At 43.1% G+C, this 19,762-nt stretch carries 15 protein-coding genes; 2 read left to right on the top strand and 13 right to left on the bottom strand.

All coding sequences use genetic code 11. The features are described from left to right. Positions 1–174 precede the first annotated feature (174 nt). Positions 175–1,125 (bottom strand): LysR family transcriptional regulator, encoded by a 951-nt coding sequence (locus K5Q73_RS01560; RefSeq protein ID WP_220758913.1) that lies wholly within the window; start codon positions 1,123–1,125, stop codon positions 175–177. Next, positions 1,122–2,087: a LysR family transcriptional regulator gene (locus K5Q73_RS01555; protein WP_220758914.1), complete on the bottom strand. Its 966-nt coding sequence runs from the start codon at positions 2,085–2,087 to the stop codon at positions 1,122–1,124. Before K5Q73_RS01555 ends, K5Q73_RS01560 begins: the two co-directional genes overlap by 4 nt. 428 nt (positions 2,088–2,515) lie before the next feature. Between K5Q73_RS01555 and K5Q73_RS01550 the strand changes: the two genes are divergently transcribed. Beyond that, a complete protein-coding gene (locus K5Q73_RS01550) occupies positions 2,516–4,765 on the top strand; it encodes an OmcA/MtrC family decaheme c-type cytochrome (protein WP_220758915.1) in 2,250 nt (749 codons plus the stop codon). 202 nt (positions 4,766–4,967) lie between these two features. On the opposite strand, the gene K5Q73_RS01545 is transcribed toward K5Q73_RS01550, so the two are convergent. The 8 genes from K5Q73_RS01545 to dnaB form a co-directional block, all read right to left on the bottom strand. Then, positions 4,968–6,728 (bottom strand): flavocytochrome c, encoded by a 1,761-nt coding sequence (locus tag K5Q73_RS01545; RefSeq protein ID WP_220758916.1) that lies wholly within the window; start codon positions 6,726–6,728, stop codon positions 4,968–4,970. Positions 6,729–6,921: 193 nt separating this feature from the next. Beyond that, positions 6,922–8,598 (bottom strand): aromatic amino acid ammonia-lyase, encoded by a 1,677-nt coding sequence (locus tag K5Q73_RS01540; protein ID WP_220765209.1) that lies wholly within the window; start codon positions 8,596–8,598, stop codon positions 6,922–6,924. Between the two features lie 426 nt (positions 8,599–9,024). Beyond that, positions 9,025–10,245, bottom strand: a complete 1,221-nt coding sequence (locus tag K5Q73_RS01535) for a HAMP domain-containing sensor histidine kinase (protein WP_220765210.1) — start codon at positions 10,243–10,245, stop codon at positions 9,025–9,027. Beyond that, positions 10,232–10,906, bottom strand: a complete 675-nt coding sequence (locus tag K5Q73_RS01530) for a response regulator transcription factor (RefSeq protein ID WP_220765211.1) — start codon at positions 10,904–10,906, stop codon at positions 10,232–10,234. The genes K5Q73_RS01535 and K5Q73_RS01530 overlap by 14 nt, the downstream gene beginning before the upstream one ends. A 3-nt stretch (positions 10,907–10,909) precedes the next feature. Continuing rightward, on the bottom strand, positions 10,910–11,677 hold the full coding sequence (locus tag K5Q73_RS01525) for a helix-turn-helix transcriptional regulator (RefSeq protein WP_220765212.1): 768 nt from the start codon (positions 11,675–11,677) through the stop codon (positions 10,910–10,912). Between the two features lie 535 nt (positions 11,678–12,212). Then, positions 12,213–13,472 (bottom strand): hypothetical protein, encoded by a 1,260-nt coding sequence (locus K5Q73_RS01520; protein WP_220765266.1) that lies wholly within the window; start codon positions 13,470–13,472, stop codon positions 12,213–12,215. Positions 13,473–13,588: 116 nt separating this feature from the next. Beyond that, the gene (alr, locus tag K5Q73_RS01515; protein ID WP_220765213.1) at positions 13,589–14,665 is read right to left on the bottom strand and encodes an alanine racemase; all 1,077 of its coding nucleotides are present in this window, start codon (positions 14,663–14,665) and stop codon (positions 13,589–13,591) included. Positions 14,666–14,757: 92 nt separating this feature from the next. Next, a complete protein-coding gene (gene dnaB / locus K5Q73_RS01510) occupies positions 14,758–16,164 on the bottom strand; it encodes a replicative DNA helicase (protein ID WP_220765214.1) in 1,407 nt (468 codons plus the stop codon). 123 nt (positions 16,165–16,287) lie between these two features. On the opposite strand from dnaB, the gene K5Q73_RS01505 reads away from it, so the two are divergent. Continuing rightward, a complete protein-coding gene (locus K5Q73_RS01505; RefSeq protein ID WP_220765215.1) occupies positions 16,288–18,507 on the top strand; it encodes a S46 family peptidase in 2,220 nt (739 codons plus the stop codon). Between the two features lie 227 nt (positions 18,508–18,734). Here the strand turns inward: K5Q73_RS01505 and rplI are convergent, their stop codons facing one another. Genes rplI through priB form a run of 3 tightly spaced genes read right to left on the bottom strand, consistent with a single transcriptional unit; the run spans position 18,735 to position 19,759 of the window. After that, positions 18,735–19,187: a 50S ribosomal protein L9 gene (gene rplI, locus K5Q73_RS01500; RefSeq protein WP_012278732.1), complete on the bottom strand. Its 453-nt coding sequence runs from the start codon at positions 19,185–19,187 to the stop codon at positions 18,735–18,737. Between the two features lie 27 nt (positions 19,188–19,214). After that, positions 19,215–19,442, bottom strand: a complete 228-nt coding sequence (rpsR, locus tag K5Q73_RS01495) for a 30S ribosomal protein S18 (RefSeq protein WP_005497284.1) — start codon at positions 19,440–19,442, stop codon at positions 19,215–19,217. An 11-nt stretch (positions 19,443–19,453) separates the two neighbouring features. Next, positions 19,454–19,759, bottom strand: coding sequence for a primosomal replication protein N (priB, locus tag K5Q73_RS01490; protein WP_220765216.1), 306 nt, complete (start codon positions 19,757–19,759; stop codon positions 19,454–19,456). Positions 19,760–19,762: the final 3 nt, after the last annotated feature.

The following is a 19,762-nucleotide window of genomic DNA, read 5'->3' as shown; positions in this document are numbered from 1 at the left end:
AAGTGTCTACCTGAAAAATGCCCGACTCTTTGCCTAAACCACAAAATGGTGGTTAGCATTATCTACATCGAAGGAAGATATATCGGTGAAGTGCAATAATCGCGCATTATAGCACTACATCAGCTAGGAGGAGAAAGCTCTGAAGTAATGTTTAGCTTAGCTTAAACCATTCAGCTACTTATGAGCATTGACGATATAGGACTCTAAGGTTTGCTGAAGCCACAAGGGCGCCAATACTTTTCCATCTAATGAACGCTTAAGCCACAGGTACACAGTTGGATAAGAAAAGCCTTCCAGTAAATACCTATCTTCTGAGTAATCCATCTTTCGCGCCCGTAAGCCATTAATACTCGATAAAAAATCTACCGCTCCTTGGACTCCGATGATCATCAATGCATCTGAATTTAACAGACTACTCGCCGCACTACCCAGATCTGGCGCTGTTGCATAAACCTGCATTGGCTTACCCTGCGCCTTTGCATAAACTCCAATGGGAGATTTATTGGCAGGAAATGGCATAGTTACCAGTTTGACCGCAGGGTAATCAATCATCTTGTCTATGCTAGGGCAACTCCAAATTGGATGCTCAGCACGAGCAATAAGATGACCACCTCGGTGCTGAATAACCGATTTAGATAATAACTCTTTTCTAGTTGAAGGTTTAAAGCAAATTGCAGCGTCGATCTCTCCATCAATCAACTGCTGCTCACTTCTTTCAGACCAAGCCACCGTAGAGATAGCAAGGTTGGGATTCACGCTACTGTGCTCAGCCTCCTCAATGACTTGCTGAGCTAAGCCAACCTCTAATTGAGGAACGGTACTAATAACGATGGGAGGCTCAGGGATAACAACACTGTTAATAGCATCATTTTCTATCGAGTTCGCACAAGACAAGATTTCAGCGAATGCATCGTATAGGGTATGAGTGAGTTCAGTCGGGACCAACTTATTATTCTTACGAACAAACAAGGGGTCATTAAATACATCCCTTAACCCATTTAGTGCACGACTGACTTTAGGCTGTGATAAGCCTAAGCTAGTCGCTACATCCTTAGTACTATTTTTAAGGTATAACTGGCAGAAAACCTCAATAGTGCTGAGATGAATACTCGCTAACTTCTTCAAGAGTGACCTCCTGCTTTTGAGATAACATTTGCCCTTATATAACGCTCAACCTCATCGCCCACCCAATCCGGATAGCTGCGGTCACTGCGCATTTGTGTCAGATAGTAATGACACTGACCACTCCTGAGGTTAATCTGCCGACTCAAATCATCATCCAACCTCAAAGCAGATATATTTCCACGCTGACAGAGAAATGCTATTGCATCTGAGTGATTTAACAGTGAAACCGCATCACTCTGCTCCAGCTCTAGCATAAGGTCAGCCAAGAAGCAGACCTTCAACACCAAGTGTAAATCTCGCTCTGTATCTAAGGCGTAGGACTCAATAGGGTCAATAGCATCATTAAGCTCGTGATTAGAAAAACTGATATAGGGAAAATCACAAATGTCGTCAATAGCCAGTGATTTATTACAACTGAACAATGGGTGTTCACGCCTAGCCACCAGCACATAAGTGTCTGACTTAGTGATTAAACTCGAAGACAACTGCTCAGTGTTATAGGCACTCGATGTAACTGCGATATCAACATGTTGCTGCTTTAGTAACTCTACGACATTGCTGCTACAGGGTTTAAGGTGAAATATATAGCTTTGATCTTGTTCTGCTGATTTTTGCTGAAGCTTGCTCAATAGGTTTAACGACAAAGAAGAGGGGCAAGCTATCACCAGCTCCCGCTTTCGAGCGCCTTGAGCGTGGGTGTCCATATGTTCACACTGTTTAGCTAAATCGACGATGCGCTTCATTCTAGGATAGATATCATTCGCCAAATCACTGCGTTCAAAGCCCTGCTGCTTACGTATAAACAGCGGAGCATTCAGTGAATGCCTAAGCGACTTCAAGCTTCGACTAACCTTAGAGCTAGGCACCCCTAAAGTTTGGCTCACAGAGGTAGCATTAAGTGATTCATACAGTAAAACGAATACTTGAATATCGAACAGGTTATTAACGCTTATCTTATTCATTCGCCCTCAAATCAAAATCTTAGATTAAACTCTCAAGTCATTAACCAATAATTTAGACCAATCCTCTAAGCTTAGTTATATACGACATCAACTTTCGTGAACCTAACATTAGCAAATACTCAATTTTGTGACTCATGCATAGTATTTACAGCCCCTAAAAAACACTATTTTTTAGATTTGCAAAATTTGAAATTTACATTTCCAGATATTAAAAACAGCCACATACGTCTAAAGCAGCACCCACCCGCAAAGCTAAACACCAAAACAACCGCATCAACACAAAATAAATTACTACCCACCAACACCGTAACAAGATATACAACTAAATAGGTATCACACGGTAAAGGTGATCAATCTCATATCAAAAACCACACAAGATTACTAACATTTCATCAACCAAGATTGGTTTCCCTTTAAAGGAACGTATGATGATGATAATGAAAAGAAAAACATCGTTAGCCCTATTGATTAGTTCTGCAATTCTAATCTCTGGCTGTTCAGATGGTGAGGATGGAAAAAACGGTGAAGACGGCCAACCAGGTGGCGGTGGTGAACCAGGTACTTCAGGCTTACACATCGATATGGCAAGCGAAGCCATTGCTAATATCAACAATGCCAGTTATGCCGATGGTATTATTACAGTCGATTTCGAACTGGAAAATAAACAAGGCGTGGGCCTGCATGGCTTAAGTGCAGAAAACGAATTCCACGACTTCCGTTTCTCTTTGGCTCAGCTAAAAACTAATGAAGGTTCCGAGCTAAAACAATGGATTTCATTACTTAATGAGACGACAAATGACGCAGGAACGACATTTGAGCAAGGTTTCGAGAAAATTAAAGATTGTGCAGACTGTTTAGTCGATCATAAAGACGGCACTTATACCTATACATTCAGCACCAACCTAACCAGTGCAACCGATCCTGCCGGCATAGTATTCGATTCCGCCTTAACCCAACGAATTGCCATTGAAATGCAGTTTGAATATGACTCGGGTCATGAGCTTGCAGAAAACGCCCATTACGATTGGATCCCAGCAACTAATACGACTGAAGGCGTAGAAACCCGCGATCTGGTCACCCTTGAAACCTGCTACACCTGTCACCAACCAGATAGCCTTAAGGCCCACGGTGGCCGTCGCTTAGATATGGAAAACTGTCAGTCTTGCCATAACGGTATAGTGTCAGATCCCAATGCGGTATCGGTTGAATTAGGCCATATGGTGCATGCGATTCATATGGGACCAAACCGTGAAGGCAAGAACGCCGAAGGTAATGTAGTGCCTATGCCTTATACCATTGCTGGCTATGGCGGCGATCACGCCTTCGACTATCCAGCGTTTCCAACTAAGCCCTTTATGGATTGCGCGACGTGTCACGTAGAAGATGAAACACTTGCAGACAAAGATCTGTGGCAGGCGAATGCCAACGCTAATGCTTGTACGGGTTGCCATACTGACTCACCGGCACAACATAAGTCAGATAAGAACCCTGATCTTGTCTGTACCGATTGTCACAGCGCAGCGGTTCATACCGATCATAAGAAACCTTATGAAGCCGCAGAGAATTACGATGTAACAGTTTCAAACGTCGTCATTAATGCCCAAAATCTATTGGAGTTCGATGTAAGAATTACCGATCCCGAAGGTAATGTAGTCACAGATACTGAAATCTATCAAAAAGGCTATAGCAATCCCTATATGGTTGTAAGCTGGGATGTAGAAAAAGACTACCCTGAGTATGCAAAGTCGACTGATTCTGATACTGAAACTACTGGTTCTACATACGATCATAGACGCTTCAGCTTGAAGGGTGATGGTTCGACTACCTATGCTAATGGTGTTTTCCACGTTACAACACAGAAAATCAAGCCTAATAAGATTGATGAAAACACTACTGTAGATAAGACCTATACATTAGAGCTTCCTACCGATATAACTACTCGTTCTTTAGAAATCTTGCCAGTACTTAAAGTGTGCTTCCAAGACGGCACCACAACGCGTACTACTTGTGATGCAGACAATGCCTACCCTGCATATGTACAGACCGATGCTTATCGCGCCATACTTAGCGATGCTGATGCAGAGGTTGCCGAACGCCGTTCTATCGTAGATACAGCAAGCTGTTTTGGCTGTCACAGCAAAGAGTTCTACCATGATTCAAATGGGGTCAACTGTATTGCTTGCCATACCAACGACAAGAGTTTGAAAGATGTTACAGGTCAGGATCGTAAACCAGTACCTTGGGGCGAAAAGAAGTCAACCAACTTCATGTACAAGGCTCACAAAGCTAAAGGGCACGATAATGGCCACGGTGGCAGCGGCACTATCCTTAAGACAGATTGTACGACTTGTCACTCTGCAACCGAAGGTTATGGTGGCTTGAAGTATGGTTTCGAACTAGGTCGCAACGCAGGTCAAGCCCATGCAATACCTAGTTTTATTGCTAGCGAAGGTAATGACCCTACGGTAAATCCTGTTCAAACTTGGTACGCCTCTTCTGATGCTGCGGCATGTATGAGTTGTCACCAGAAGTACCTGTCTGATGCTGCTATGTCACATATGGAGCTAAATGGTGCTTACTTCGGTGAAGATAAGCAATCAGCTAAGGATGCCAAGGAAGCTTGTGCAACCTGTCATAGCCCACAGAAAGTCATGCAGCATCACGGTTTTAGCTTATAGCTTTTCCATGTAAAAAACTGAGGTGTTAATTAGTCCCTAGCCCCCCAATAAGTTCCATCCCCTGCAAAAGTCAAAGGCACCGAAAGGTGCCTTTTTTGCATGAATTGTCTCTCTAAGGAATTCAATTACACATTCCTGAAGAAGGTAGAACAAACAAAAAAGCCGACCACATCAGTGATCGGCTTACTTTATTATGTTTTTATTATTGCTTAGCAGCCTGTTGCCCTGCAATACGACCGAAGACGATGATATCGGTATAAGCATTACCGCCAAGACGGTTAGAACCATGAGTCAAACCAGTCACTTCACCAGCAGCATATAAACCTTTGATGATTTTACCGCTGTTGTCTAATACTTCTGCTTTAGTCGTTGTCGCAACACCGCCCATAGTGTGGTGCACAGATGGTGTTGCCTTTAAGATCCAGTACTTACCTTCAGACATATCGACAAGACCTGCACGGTTGTTAAACGCTAAATCTTTGCCTGTTGCCGCATATTGATTAACATCGCTGATAGTGCTTTGCAGAGCTGCTAATGGGATATTAAATTTAGCTGCGGCTTCTTCGATACTGTCAACTTCAAACATTAAACCACGAGAATGTAGGTCGCTGAATTCACCCGGGTGCATATCAATTGTCTTCGCAAGATCATCGATTTTTTGGTTCCAAATTACATAAGTGTATTGGCCCGTTTGATTCAGAATGGCGTTAGAAATAACATCACGACGTTCTAGCTCTTCAACAAAACGCTTACCTTCTTGGTTAACAAGAATTGCACCAAAGAAACGCGCATCGGCGATTAACGCGATAGCACCTGTTTCAGGGTTACAAATTGGGTACGCTTGGATCTCGCCTAAGTTAGCTGTCTTAGCATTAACCGCTTCAGACATTAGGATACCGTCACCCGTAGCACCAGAGTGGTTAGTTGTACCGTAACGTTCATCGTATTCAGGGTTAAACTTCTTACGCATTTCGATATTTGCACCGAAACCACCCGCAGCCATTACAACGGCTTTCTTAGCGTAGTAAGTAATAACTTTACCGTTCTTCATCGCCTTAACACCGACAACGCGACCAGTCTCATCTTGGATAAGATTCTTTGCTGTTGTGTTCAAGTGAACAGGTAGACCAATCTCTTCAGCCTTTACAGCAAACTTGCTTAATACTTCTGCGCCAGTGTGTCCTTTAGGGATTACTGCACGTTTTACTGAGTGACCACCAAACTGGAAGATTTGGTCTTTATAGAAATCTACTTTGATGTCATCGCGTAACCATTCGGCCGCTTCAACAGCATTATCGACCATTACGCGCACCATCTCTGGATCACCTTTATAGTCGCCGCCCTTTAACGTATCTTCAATAAACGACTCTTTGCTATCAGTGATGCCCATTCCTTTTTGAACCCAACTCCCCGCCACGTTCATTTCAGCGCCAGAGATAAGTGAGTTACCACCAATGATTGGCTGCTTTTCGATAATAACAGCAGATACGCCAGCCTCAACCGCTTCGATGCCTGCAGAGAAACCTGCACCACCAGCACCAATTACCACAACGTCATAAGTGTATTCTGATGGCTGCGCATCAACTTTTTTACCATTGATTGCTGCAGTCGCAACCAGTGTTATGCCTGCAAGTTCAGCCGACTGAGCAACCGCTTTCTTGAAACCATCAGAAGTGGCCGTTGCCCCAGAGATCCCATCAACATTGACACTATTGTTATCAATAATTGCTTGCTTTACGTCTTTATAAACAGCTGCAGATAAAACTTTATTCTCTTTTTGTTTTACAATATCAATTGCTGTGATTTGGCCATTTTCGAACGTTGTTTCTACAGTAATATCACCATGTCGACCTTTAGCCGTACCTTGTGATTTGATCATTTCGCTTGTTACTGCACAACCAACTAATATTACAGGCAGGGCAATTGCTACGCCTAGCGCTGACTTTTTTAATTTGAAATTCATAGGGGTCTCTTTAAAAGTAATGAGTGTTCACAGAACAATTAATTACGGTTTTATTAAAAATTTTCATAGGTAAATGACATCAAGCTAAAAGCTTGATGTCATTTATTCAGTCTTATTTTTTAATTACTTATTTTTTCGTATTTTTAGTTTTCTAAATGACTAATAATTTATTTAGAAAATAATTTATTTATCTTTAGTATTTCATTAAGAATTTTTGTGATGCTTCGATATCTACAGTGAAAGTACGTGTATCATCAGCATAGAATTTAACTGTTTCACGTAAGTCTTTTAATAACGTCTTGTTTGCATCAGACAAGTCACGGTCATGCACTTTCTTCTGCAGATCTAACGCTTGGCCATAAGTCATTAACTCAAATGCGTAGATGTAAGAAACACCATCAACAACTGTGGTTAGGTTCTTAGAAGCCTGGTGGAAGTTACTGAAGTTATCTTCGATACCACCTTGGTTAGCCTGGCCATAGAAAGACACAGGGTTAGATGCGTGAGCGATATCAACAAACAATGCTGTGAAGCCATTTTGTAGCGTATAGAAGCTCTGGCCGTTAGTGTCGTCAGGGTTCACAAGCGCACGTGGTAAACCAGTAAAATATGGGTCAATCATCTTAATTTGACGATTAGATGAATACTTACCTAGCTGAGCCATTGCGATGCTGAACGCTTCAGTTGTCGTCGCTAGCTGAATAGTATCGAAGTTAGCTGACGAGTTAATCGCGCCCGATACCTTGCCATCAGTGAAGTACTGCTCAACTTGAGGATACTTGTTGAAGCGTGATTGCTTAGCATTCAAGTATACCGTTGGGTTATCGTCAGAGCTGTTAATTTGAATATGTACCAACTCTTCAAGACTATCGTATTGGCTAATAGCATTGGCTACAGGCCAGTGCGCTCCGCGGAACGATAAACTATCTTGTAACGGGCGCTTTTCATCACGCTCAAACAAATAGCCGCCTTCAAGATTTTTAAGAATGTCATTACCTACGTCTTGCACGTGTGGCATAGGACGAGCATCTAGCGTATGCGGTAAGATTGGGCTGATGTTGCCATTAATAGACTCTAGACCTGCTGCAATAAGCTTTGGAGAGAATTCGATTAACTGTTCTGCTTGCCCCATAGCATGAACTAACTGCGCAGTTGATAGCGCGTTATTCGAAAGAATAGATAATCCATCTTTTCCGAAAGGAACTAAAGGCTTAACACCGGCTGCTTTTAATGCCTTAGCAGCAGGCATACGTTCGCCTTTGTAGAAAACTTCATGCTCACCCATCATCGCTGCGCCAATGTGCGAAGCAAGTAGAATGTCAGACAAACCTACTGAACCATCAGATGGCACAACTGGAATAATGTTCTTATTAACGAACTGCTCGTACAAGCGAGCAACGTCTGGTTGCACGCCAACATGGCCAGTAGCAATCTGGTTTAGACGAATAGTCATCGCCATACGCACAACGGCTTGGTCAATTGGTTCGCCCGACGCTGCAGCATGAGTGAATAGCATGTCGCGGTTGAAGTCTTCAGACAGCTTTACCGCCTCATCAGACATCTTACCGTCTTTACCAAAAACTTCAGTGTCCTTGTTCTTGCCCACACCAACGGTTAGACCATAAACAGGAGTGCCTTGGCGAGCAGAGTCCATTAAAAGATCAAAACTGTCTTGGATGTTCTGCTTGCCTTTTTTGCTGACAGTGACATCGGCTTCGCCACTCTGAACTTTAAGCAATTGCTCAATAGTAAGATCTTTACCTGTTAGACTAATTGTTTCAGCCATAGCGCTGAAAGAAGCCATAGGAACAATTGCACAGCTTAAGGCTACAGCCAAAGAGCTTAGTTTCAACTTATGTTTATTAATCATTTCCATTCCTTTATATAACTGTGTGATGCACACTAGCCCACATAAAATTTGAGTAAGAACAATGACGAAAGTTTTTATTTAAAACCTAAACAAAGATTAACCTATAACAAAGATTATGAAGTGACATTGGTCACTATAATATTTCGTTGATTCAAAACAGTGTGGTAATGAGCAGTAGTTTTAATAAATAACCCAATTTAAGTTCAATAAATGAACCGCTATGAGAAAAAGCACACATTTAATACCCAATGCAATTGCTATTGGCACATCAGCATTTATCTTTAACAATAAGTTATACGTCACAAAATGTATGGTAAATAATTACCACTTCAAATATCTAAACCACATTTAACAATATAATTCTGACAAGTATCAAATAACGACCACAATACTTATCCTGATCACAATATTATTTATCCACTTACTCTACTGACGAGTGTGGATAATGATTGTTGCCCTAAAGTAATTATCATCATTTACTGTTGAGTAATCCCAATTGAGCTGCTTAGTTAGCCTTTCAACCAACATCAAACCTAAACCAAAACCGCTGCTATTATGTTTTGATAACGGATTAACGATATCAATTCGGTTCCCAGCTTGCTCAATGACAATCCCCTTAGCACCGTGCTCTAAACTATTTCGGATCAAGTTATTCAACACAATCGTCAGAGGCTCTTTAAGCACGTAAAGCTCGGTTTCATCGCAGATCAAGTCAACATTAATATCACTACCTTGGGCATACTTTTGATCATCGACTATGCTCGCCAGTAAATGTGACAACTTCACATCACAGCAATTCATTGGACTACAGTCTGAACTCATTAACCAAAGCAGCGTCTCTGTGATTGATTTCATCTGAGTTGTCGCTTGGCTAGCATGCAAGGTTGGCCCAGTAAGTTCCCCTTGCTGCAGAGATAAAATTTCAAATGATGACTGGCATATTGCAATCGGTGTTCTTAGCTCATGACTGGCAAAACGTAGGAAAGATAGCTCTCTTTGCTGAGCCTCTTTAAGCTGCTTAATCGAGCTGTCCAGCGCATCGACAATAGATTGCAGCTCTGCGTAACATTGATTTGGGAATCTAAGCTGCTGCATCCCCTGCCAATCGTGTTGCTTAATAGCAGCGCTGATCTGATGAACCGGTAAGATCACCCGGCGCTGCAGATACCAGGCAAGTATGGCGTTTACCGAAAATGTCATGATGACTAACAAAAGAATTGCTGCCATGTTCTTCGGAGCAAATTCTAATGCGTGAGTGGCGTTATAATGCAACCAGACATAATAGTCCTGCCCCTTATCAGTAGAGTAGCGCATCAGACCATCAATAAACTCCCCATCTGAATGCTGATGTTTAACATCTAGCGCCTGGTCTGGCGGCAAGCCACCATTGATCGCCTTAACTTGATCTGGTACTAGCTCCCAACGGGTGTACACAGTGATGTTTTCAGTTTCAATCACATTTTGGTTAGCACTTGCATAGTTTTCTGCAGCTTGGGCTGCATTTCTCATGGTAATTTCATGCATGCTTAACATTCCCGCGCACATCATGCATAGGGGAATAAGGAAGTTTATAATCAGAGTAATTGCTAGGAAACATAAGCCATAAACCTGATATACACGCTTCAAACTCAGTTTAGGCTTCATCATGCTCAACTCTTAAACACAAACCAACACCGCGAATAGTATGAATAAGATTCTGCTCAAAGGGTTTGTCGACGACTTTTCGTAACAGATGCATATGACTTCTTAGGCTGTCGCTATCGGGTAGGCTATCGGGCCAGAGTACGCGCTCTATTTCTTCACGCTCAACAGTTTCAGGGCTTCTCCTTGCTAGGAAAGAGAGGATCTGCCACCCCGTACGAGACAAAATAAGCTCCTGACCTTGGCGATATACCTGATGAGCACCAAAATCAAACTCGAGATCACCGATAGCAAGTCGTTTAGGTGATGGACGCCGTTGAGATACAACCTTAAGCCGTGCAACTAACTCCGCCAGTGCAAAAGGTTTAACCAAATAGTCGTCGGCTCCAGCCTCAAAGCCCGAGAGTCTATCTTGTAAATTACTTCGAGCTGTCAGCATAATGATTGGAGCCATAATACATTGCTCTTTCCACTTCTGGCATGCAGTAATACCATCACCATCGGGTAAATTAAGATCTAAGATTATTGCATCAAAAGTGCTGTTAAATATTCTTTCCTCAGCACGCTCTAGAGTCTCCGCATAGTCACATTCAATCTCATTGAGCTCGAGATACTGAATGATATTTTTCGCCAACAGGCGGTTATCTTCGACAAGGAGAACCAACATCTTCTATATAATTTCCAATTGATGAGCGATATGAACTAAATTGGCCCTATTACTTGCTGACAATTTACTTCTTAAAGATTCAAGATGATATTCAACTCCACGAACGGTTATGTCCAGTTGCTCAGAGATCTCGTGGTTATGCAGCCCAGTAGCAGCCATTTTCAGCGCACTAATTGCTGTCTTATTAAATAGGTTATATTGGCGGTAAGGATTTATTTCATGATGAAAATGTTCAAATATTGTCATTTGAGCTTGTTTTAACGTCTGCTCTAATTCTGCAATGTTGAGTTCTTCATATGGAGATTTTGACAATAAGGTAAATCGGCCACACCAAGTATCCGACGCAAAATTCTTTAACGGCCAACTAAGGACAGTATTGATACCATGGCTATTAAAGAGTTTTTGTACTTTAGTCCCGTGACCATCTTTGCTGAGAATATAGTGATAAGGAGAGTCAAGCTTCAATGCCTCAGCAAAGTTTATATCGGTAGATGCCACACGCGTTACATATTGTTGATGTAACAATTTCACCGTAGGTGAAGAAGCGATGACACCGCCACAGCTTCTTAAAACTTTACGTGTCAACAGACTCTTACGATTGTTGCCTAAATAGGATTGATAAGCGCTATTAGCTATGCCCTGAAACCAAAAGCCGCCAAAGCCTAGCTCTGCAATTGGGGATTTAATAGTATTGAGGATATCATCAGCTAGAGGGGGGAGATCAAAGTCACTTTTATCTATTGACCATGTACTGCTATTTATCTGTTCCATCACTCTACACCCAATCAAAACTATTCGTGGTTACAAGCGGCCAAACTACACCAGGTAAAGCCTATAAATTCACTTTACTCAAATAGTATTAACGGATACACATCCTTGATGGAGATTTTCTACCCATACAACAGAAACATAAAATTTAATTTAGAGACTGGTTATTTTGACGCAATTTTGACGTTGCCTAATCTATAATTATTTTAATTTACCAGAAATAAAATCAATTGCTGAGTATAAGCTTTAACTAAATAATGGGTTATTAAGAGTCTCGCTACTTATTCTGGTCCAGTAATTTCTAAACAATCCTCTGACTCGCATCTATATCAATTAGCACTTTAGCAAAACCAAGCCGCGAACAAGCATTTTCATTAATAGAATTGAAACTCTCGTCAAAGCATGACCCATCCTTGAACGCTGCTCCCAGCTCCCTCGAACGACAGTTTTCCCTCAAGGTCATTCAAGTCAAGAGTGGCAAGTCTTGAGGCTGTTTTGACAACAGCCCCTCGCCACAAGGATTAAAAATAAAAGCTGCTTAGAATGGCTGATTAACCATGATCCAGAACTGATTTGACTCTTCACTGAATGCTAGCTCAGCGCGCACCACTACGCTTTCAACTTCAAAGCGCGCACCAATACCCGCCGACCATTTCAGGTCATCATGCAATGCACTAGCACTAAACTCATCACTGACTTGCCCAGCTTCAGCAAAAGCTACCCACTGCCACCACGGAATGTCGTATAAGTTAAACACTGGCCATTCTTGTAATGGTTGCCATCTAGGTTGTACACGATACTCAGCGCTATACAGCACGGCCGAACGACCAGTAAAACGCTTACTGCTATAACCGCGCAAACGCTCGAAGCCACCTAAACTCACACCTGCAAAACTTGGCGGTTGATGCAAGTTATCATCTGAACCTGATGTCCAAGTTGGTGTATCGGCTAAATAAAAGTTAAACGCTAAAATTTGCTGACCGAACCATTCATTAGAGTCGATAGAAACAAACGTGCTTTGGTCAAACTCCCAGGTCGTCCAACTATTACGGCTCGCGTTACCAAAGTCACGGGTGACCTTAAAGCTTGTTTGCCCACCTTGAGTACTGTTTTTACCGTTATCGCGGTTATCCCACTCAAGCTCAACAGCTAAACCTTTGGCTTCATCCTCTAAAAACTCAAAGCCTTCGAGCTCTCTACTCTGAGTAAAAGGACTAAATTTAACACTGGTAACACCTGACTCTAGCGGATTCCAACTAATATCCGTTCGCGCACGGCCTAAGCTGCGAGCCGCCCCTTGACTGCCACGGCCAAAAGGTAATACGTATCGAGCATGAAACTTGGTAAAAGACTCATCGCCTAAAGTTACCACTCGCTGGCCGTCACCATTAATTTCAGCCTGATTAGACACATAATAAACGCCTTCTTTAAAGCGAGCGTTATAGGTTTCGATTGAGAACAACCATTGATCAAGAGTAGGTATTTGATAGTCGTTAAAACGCAAATAGCTAACCCAACTATTATTGGTGCTATACACGCCAATACCCAATATAGAGGATTGAATTTGCCCTGCATGCTTAAGCACACCTGCGCCACCAAAAGCAGTACTTAAGCTCTCACTTGAAAACGCAAAAGGCACAGCAACAAATTCAGACTCATAATCGGGCAGTTGGTTATCGTTGTTTTTTTTCTGCTTGTTAGCACTAGACTCAACTGATTCAATAATGACTTGCTCTTCACCAGAGGGCTTACCATCTAGTTGCTCTGCTGTTGATTCTACACTCGCAAAGGGAGACATTAAGCCCAAAGCGACAAATATAGTTAATGGATTTATTTTCAATTTAAGACATCTTCAACTGCAACGGGCATCCCGCCTCAAATTGCAGTATCAACATAAATAAGTTGTTTATTTGCTCAATCTAGGCAAACAGCGACTCGTGGAGTCAATTTAGTTACAAGCTCGTACGCGATAGTGCCAATGTGCTCTGCCACCTCCTCTACTGGAAGGTCTTTACCCCAAAGTACGGCTTTATCGCCCACATTATCACTCGCATCAGCACCAAGATCGACAGTTAACATGTCCATCGACACTCGGCCAACAATCGGCGCTAAACGACCATTAATTAATACAGGTGTGCCTAGTGGTGCATTACGTGGATAACCATCGCCATAACCTATGGCAACCACACCTAGCTTAGTATCTTTATCTGCTACCCAGTGACTACCATAGCCCACCGGTTGACCGGCTTTATGATCACGTATCGCAATGAGTTGCGAAACTAGCTCCATGGCTGGAACAAGTCCGTGCTTAATGCCAAGATCGCCTACAACTGGCGATACACCATAAAGCGCGATCCCTGGGCGGATCCAATTGGCTTGGCTTTGTTGCCAAAACAGCGCGCCAGCTGAGTTCGCTAAGGTGCGCTCTCCAGGTAAGTCTTTGGTTAACTGCTCAAATGTCGCTAATTGGGTGGCAGTGTAATTATTATCAGGCTCATCGGCACAAGCAAAATGGGTCATCAAATTAATCGGTTTAGCTATGTTCTTACACGCCACTAAGCGCTGATAAACCGCATCAAACTCATCTGGCACAAAACCTAAGCGATGCATACCAGAGTCTATTTTCATCCACACGTTCACAGGCTTATCGAGTTCTGCTTGCTCCAGCATCTCAATTTGTGACTCGTGATGCACTACGGTTTCAATATCATGCTCAACTAAAGTCACTAAATCAGTTGGCCTAAAAAAGCCTTCTAATAGTAAAAGCTTAGCGTTAACCCCACCGGCACGTAGCGCTAATGCCTCTTCTAAACGCGCTAAGCCAAAACCGTCGGCATTATCTAAACATTGAGCGACATTAAGCAAGCCATGGCCATAGCCATTGGCTTTTACAACCGCCATCACCTTGCTTGATGGGGCTAATTCATGCAGCCGAGCCAGATTATTCTTCAATGCTTGGCGACTGATCTCTGCTCGTGGAAATGGTTTCACAAGTAACCTTGTTATCTCTATTAAAAAGTAAGAGCCTCTATGAGGCTCTATTGTAATTAATCATGGTCCGTAAATGGCTTTATGGACAATAATTAATCCTCTTCGAATTGTGGACCGGCGTAGTTATCAAAACGTGAGAATTGGCCTTGGAAGGTTAAACGCACACGCCCGATTGGGCCGTTACGTTGCTTACCAATAATGATCTCTGCGGTACCTTTATCTTCAGAATCGTTGTTATACACTTCATCACGATAAATAAACATGATCAAATCGGCATCCTGCTCAATCGCGCCTGATTCACGCAAATCCGAGTTAACCGGGCGTTTATCAGCACGTTGCTCAAGCGAGCGGTTAAGCTGTGACAGTGCAACCACCGGAATTTCCAGCTCTTTCGCCAAGGCCTTAAGCGAGCGTGAAATCTCCGAGATCTCCAAGGTACGGTTATCTTTAAGTGCTGGTACCTGCATTAACTGAAGGTAATCGATCATAATCATCGACAGACCGCCATATTCACGCGCGATACGCCTGGCACGGCTTCGAACTTCAGTCGGTGTTAGACCTGAGCCATCATCGATGTACATCTTACCTTGCTCAAGCATAATGCCCATGGTTGAAGATACGCGCGCCCAATCGTCATCATCTAGCTGACCAGTACGAATTTTGGTTTGATCTACGCGGCCAAGTGAGGCCAACATACGCATCATGATCTGTTCTGAAGGCATCTCCAAGCTGAAAATAAGCACGGGTTTGTCTTCGTGTAGCGCCGCCTGCTCACACAAGTTCATCGCAAAGGTGGTTTTACCCATAGATGGACGCGCTGCCACAATAATCAAGTCACCAGACTGGAAGCCTGCGGTCATTTTATCTAAGTCGCCAAAGCCGCTCGACACTCCAGTTACACCACTGGTTGGGTTGTTATACAGCTCTTCAATCTTATCGACGGTCTTTTCAAGAATCGCTTTAATGCCTTCAGGGCCTTCGTTGGCATTGGCGCGCTGCTCGGCAATTTTAAACACTTTGGTTTCGGCTAAATCAAGCAGTTCGCTCGAGTTACGCCCTTCAGGGTTAAAACCAGCATCGGCAATCTCATTAGCCACTTTAATCATATCGCGAACAACTGCACGCTCACGCACGATGTTGGCGTAGGAGTGAATGTTACCCGCGCTAGGGGTGTTTTTAGCAATTTCACCGATATAAGCAAAGCCGCCAACATCTTCAAGCTGATCTTCAAGCTCAAGTTGCTCAGATACAGTAATCAAGTCGATTGGCTGACCCGCACTGATCAAAGATTCCATCGCCGTAAAAATGGTGCCGTGGGCACGGGAATAGAAATCTTCTTTTACGACAGCTTCAGCCACTCTGTCCCAAGCGTCAGAGTCCAACATCAAACCACCGAGAACCGATTGCTCAGCTTCAATTGAATGCGGCGGCATCTTCAGCGCGTCCATCTGAAGATCTCTTGGTTTCTCTTTGCCCTTAAAGGCGCGTTGTTGTGACATTAAATCTCCAAAATTCCAACGATTAAGCAAAATGTGGTATAAAACTGGGGTCAAGCAAAGCAGGCATTTAACATCTAACCACCTGCACCTAAAAATAAACTATAACAATATTAAGGAAAGAACATGCGCAATGCATTGATTGCTGCCGTTGCCCTTTCGACAGGGATGCTGCCATCAGCCGTAGCATTGGCCGATGAAGGACAATGGCAACCCTACCAAATGCCATCTATCGCCGATAAGCTCAGCGAACGTGGTATCGATATTCCAGCTAAACAGCTAGCCGACTTAACCAGCTACCCAATGAACGCAGTAGTTGGACTGGGCTATTGTACCGCCAGTTTTGTTTCGCCCCAAGGCTTAGTTGTGACAAACCATCATTGCGCCTACCGTGCCATTCAATATAACAGCAAAAAAGAGCATAACTATCTAGCAGATGGCTTTTTAGCGACCACTAAAGACAAAGAGCCAACAGCGGGCCCAAATGAACGCCTTTATATCACTGAAGCGGTTACCGATGTATCAAAGCAAGTTAAAAAAGATATCGGTGAAGATCCACTAAAGCGCTATGAAAATATTCAAGCTAATCGCAAAGCACTGATAAAAGAGTGTGAAAGCGATGATAACTACCGCTGCTCAGTAAGAAGCTTCCATAATGGCCTTGAGTATTACCTTATCAAGCAGCTGATTATCCGCGATGTACGCTTGGTATATGCGCCACCTGAAAGTGCCGGTGCATTTGGTGGCGATATTGATAACTATGAGTACCCACGTCACTCAGCAGACTTTACCTTCCTGCGCGCTTATGTTGGTAAAGATGGTAAGCCAGCAGCCTTTGCCGAAGGCAACGTACCTTACGTGCCTAAAAGCTACTTAAAAGTTAATGCCGATGGCGTAAAAGCTGGTGACGGTGTATTTGTAGCTGGTTACCCAGGCTCAACCAGCCGCTACCGTTTAACCAGTGAGCTTGAGTTTGCTAGCGACTGGTTATATCCAACACTTGCCACACGTTACCAGCTGCGTATCGATACTATCGAAGCCATGAGCGCTAACGATAAAGACGTTAAAATTAAATATGCAGGCACTTTGGCTGGCATGGCAAACCGCATGAAAAAGTACAACGGTTTGCTCGCTGGTTTTAAGGCCACCGATATTGCAGGTATTAAGCAAAGCCGTGAAGATGATTTTAGTGCGTGGCTTGCAAAAGATCCCGAGTATCAATCATTCCAAGCTCAGTTCGATGAACTAGAAACCTTGTTGGTTGAACAACGCCAGCAGCGTCAAGGTCGCTACTATTTTGAAAACGCTCAAAGCAGTGCACTGCTATCTACGGCTAACAAGCTTTATCGCTTAGCTAAAGAAAAGCAAAAACCAGATGCTGAGCGAGAGGAAGGTTATCAACAGCGTGACATGAAGATGTTTAAAGCTCGTCTTAAGCGTCTAAATTCAAGCTTTGCCATTAGCGTCGATAAAACGCTATGGATGCAAGACTTAGAGGCTTATCTTGCTCAAGACAACCGTGTTGCTCAGCTCGATGCCATGTTAAGTGAGGGCGATAACGATGTCGGCCTAAGTGAAAAACTTGATGCACTGTATGCATTAAGCTCACTAACTGATAAAGACAAGCGTCTTGCTTGGATGGATGCAGACGCTAACGCTTTTGAAACCAGTGCCGACCCTTTCATTCGCCTTGCCGTAGCGCTTTACCCACAAAATATGCAGGCAGAGAAAGATGCTAAGACGCTAGCTGGTAAGCTGTCTAAAGCTCGCCCTGACTACATGAAAGCGATTATAGCCTACAACAAAGCCAATGGCTGGCCAGTCTATCCAGACGCTAACGGCACGCTACGTATTACTTACGGTATGGTAGATGGTTATCAGTCAACTGATGCGCTTTATAAGCAGCCCTTTACTCGCTTAGAAGGTATTACGGCTAAGCACACAGGCGTTGAGCCATTTAACGCACCAGCTAAGCTATTAGAAGCCATTGAAGCCAAGCGTTATGGTACTCATGCAGTTGAAAGCGTTTATCAAGATCCTGCATCTTGGTTATGCCGCTTATTCTCTTGTCTAGATAAGCCTGAGGAGTTTGGTTCTGTACCCGTTAACTTCTTATCGAGCGTTGACACCACAGGTGGTAACTCGGGCTCGCCAGTATTTAACGGTAAAGGCGAATTAGTGGGTCTAAACTTCGACTCGACTTACGAAGCCATCACTAAAGACTGGTTCTTTAACCCAACCATCACCCGCGCCGTACACGTGGATATCCGTTACATTTTATGGATGATGGACGAAGTCGATAACGCCCAAAACCTTATTGAAGAGTTAGATTTAGTGAATAACTAATCCGGTTCAATACAAACCAAAAAAGGCATATGAACCACGCTCATATGCCTTTTTTATTTGTATAGCCATTCATACTCTACCTTCTGCTTTTCCTGCTTTTCCTGCTTTTCCTGCTTTTCCTGCTTTTCCTGCTTTTCCTGCTTTTCCTGCTTTTCAGGCATAAAAAAACGCCGTACTAATAAATTAATACGGCGTTTCAAATTAAAGCATTTGCTTAGCGCAAATTATTAAGCTTCTGCAACTACAGATAGTTTAACGATTGCTTTAACTTCAGTGTGAACTTGAACTTCAACTTCGAATTCACCAGTAGTGCGGATAGCACCTAGTGGAAGACGAACTTCGCTCTTAGCTAGTTCAACACCAGCAGCTGTAACTGCATCAGCGATATCACGGTTGCCAATTGAACCGAATAGCTTGCCTTCGTCACCAGCTTTAGAAGCGATAACAACAGACTCAAGTGCAGAGATTTTCTCAGCGCGTTGAGTAGCAGCAGCTAGGTCAGCAGCTAACTTAGCTTCTAGATCAGCACGACGTGCTTCAAAAACTTCAGTGTTAGCAGCATTAGCAACAACAGCTTTACCTTGTGGTAAAAGGAAGTTACGTGCGTAACCAGCTTTTACTGAAACTTGGTCACCCAAGTTGCCTAGGTTAGCGATTTTATCAAGTAAAATAACGTTCATTTTATATTCCTCTAAATTAATGCAGTATTACTGATGTAAATCAGTGTACGGCAGTAGAGAAAGATAACGAGCACGCTTGATAGCGCGAGCTAGTTGACGTTGATATTTAGCATTTGTACCAGTGATACGACTAGGAACAATTTTACCACTTTCAGTGATGTAGTTCTTCAAAGTTACGATATCTTTGTAATCGATCTCGGTAACGCCTTCTGCAGTGAAACGGCAGAACTTGCGACGACGGAAATAACGTGCCATGTGACAGTCTCCTAAGTTTTCAATTCGACATTTTCAGCGTGTAAAACCAAGCGATTTTGACCATTTCTGCTCTGTTGCAGATTAATGAAGCCTTCGACTTGTATTTCAACGCCGGCTGTTAAGTTTTTTGCAACGCTATTAAAGCGTTCACCACTTAATACAACTTGGATTTGGCAATAAACGTTGCGGAGCATTTCTGCTTCATAACGCTGCGATTTGTGTTCCAACATTATTACCGTATGGGCAATGCCTGCTGGGCTATCAAACTGCCTAGAACGCGTAATGGTTCCTGCTAATACCAGATTGTTCGTGGTCAAAAA

Source organism: Shewanella sp. MBTL60-112-B2 (assembly GCF_019655055.1).
In the GTDB taxonomy this organism is placed as follows: Bacteria; Pseudomonadota; Gammaproteobacteria; order Enterobacterales; family Shewanellaceae; genus Shewanella.
Note: the sequence above shows the minus strand (reverse complement) of the source record. Positions and strands in the feature narration are given on the sequence as shown.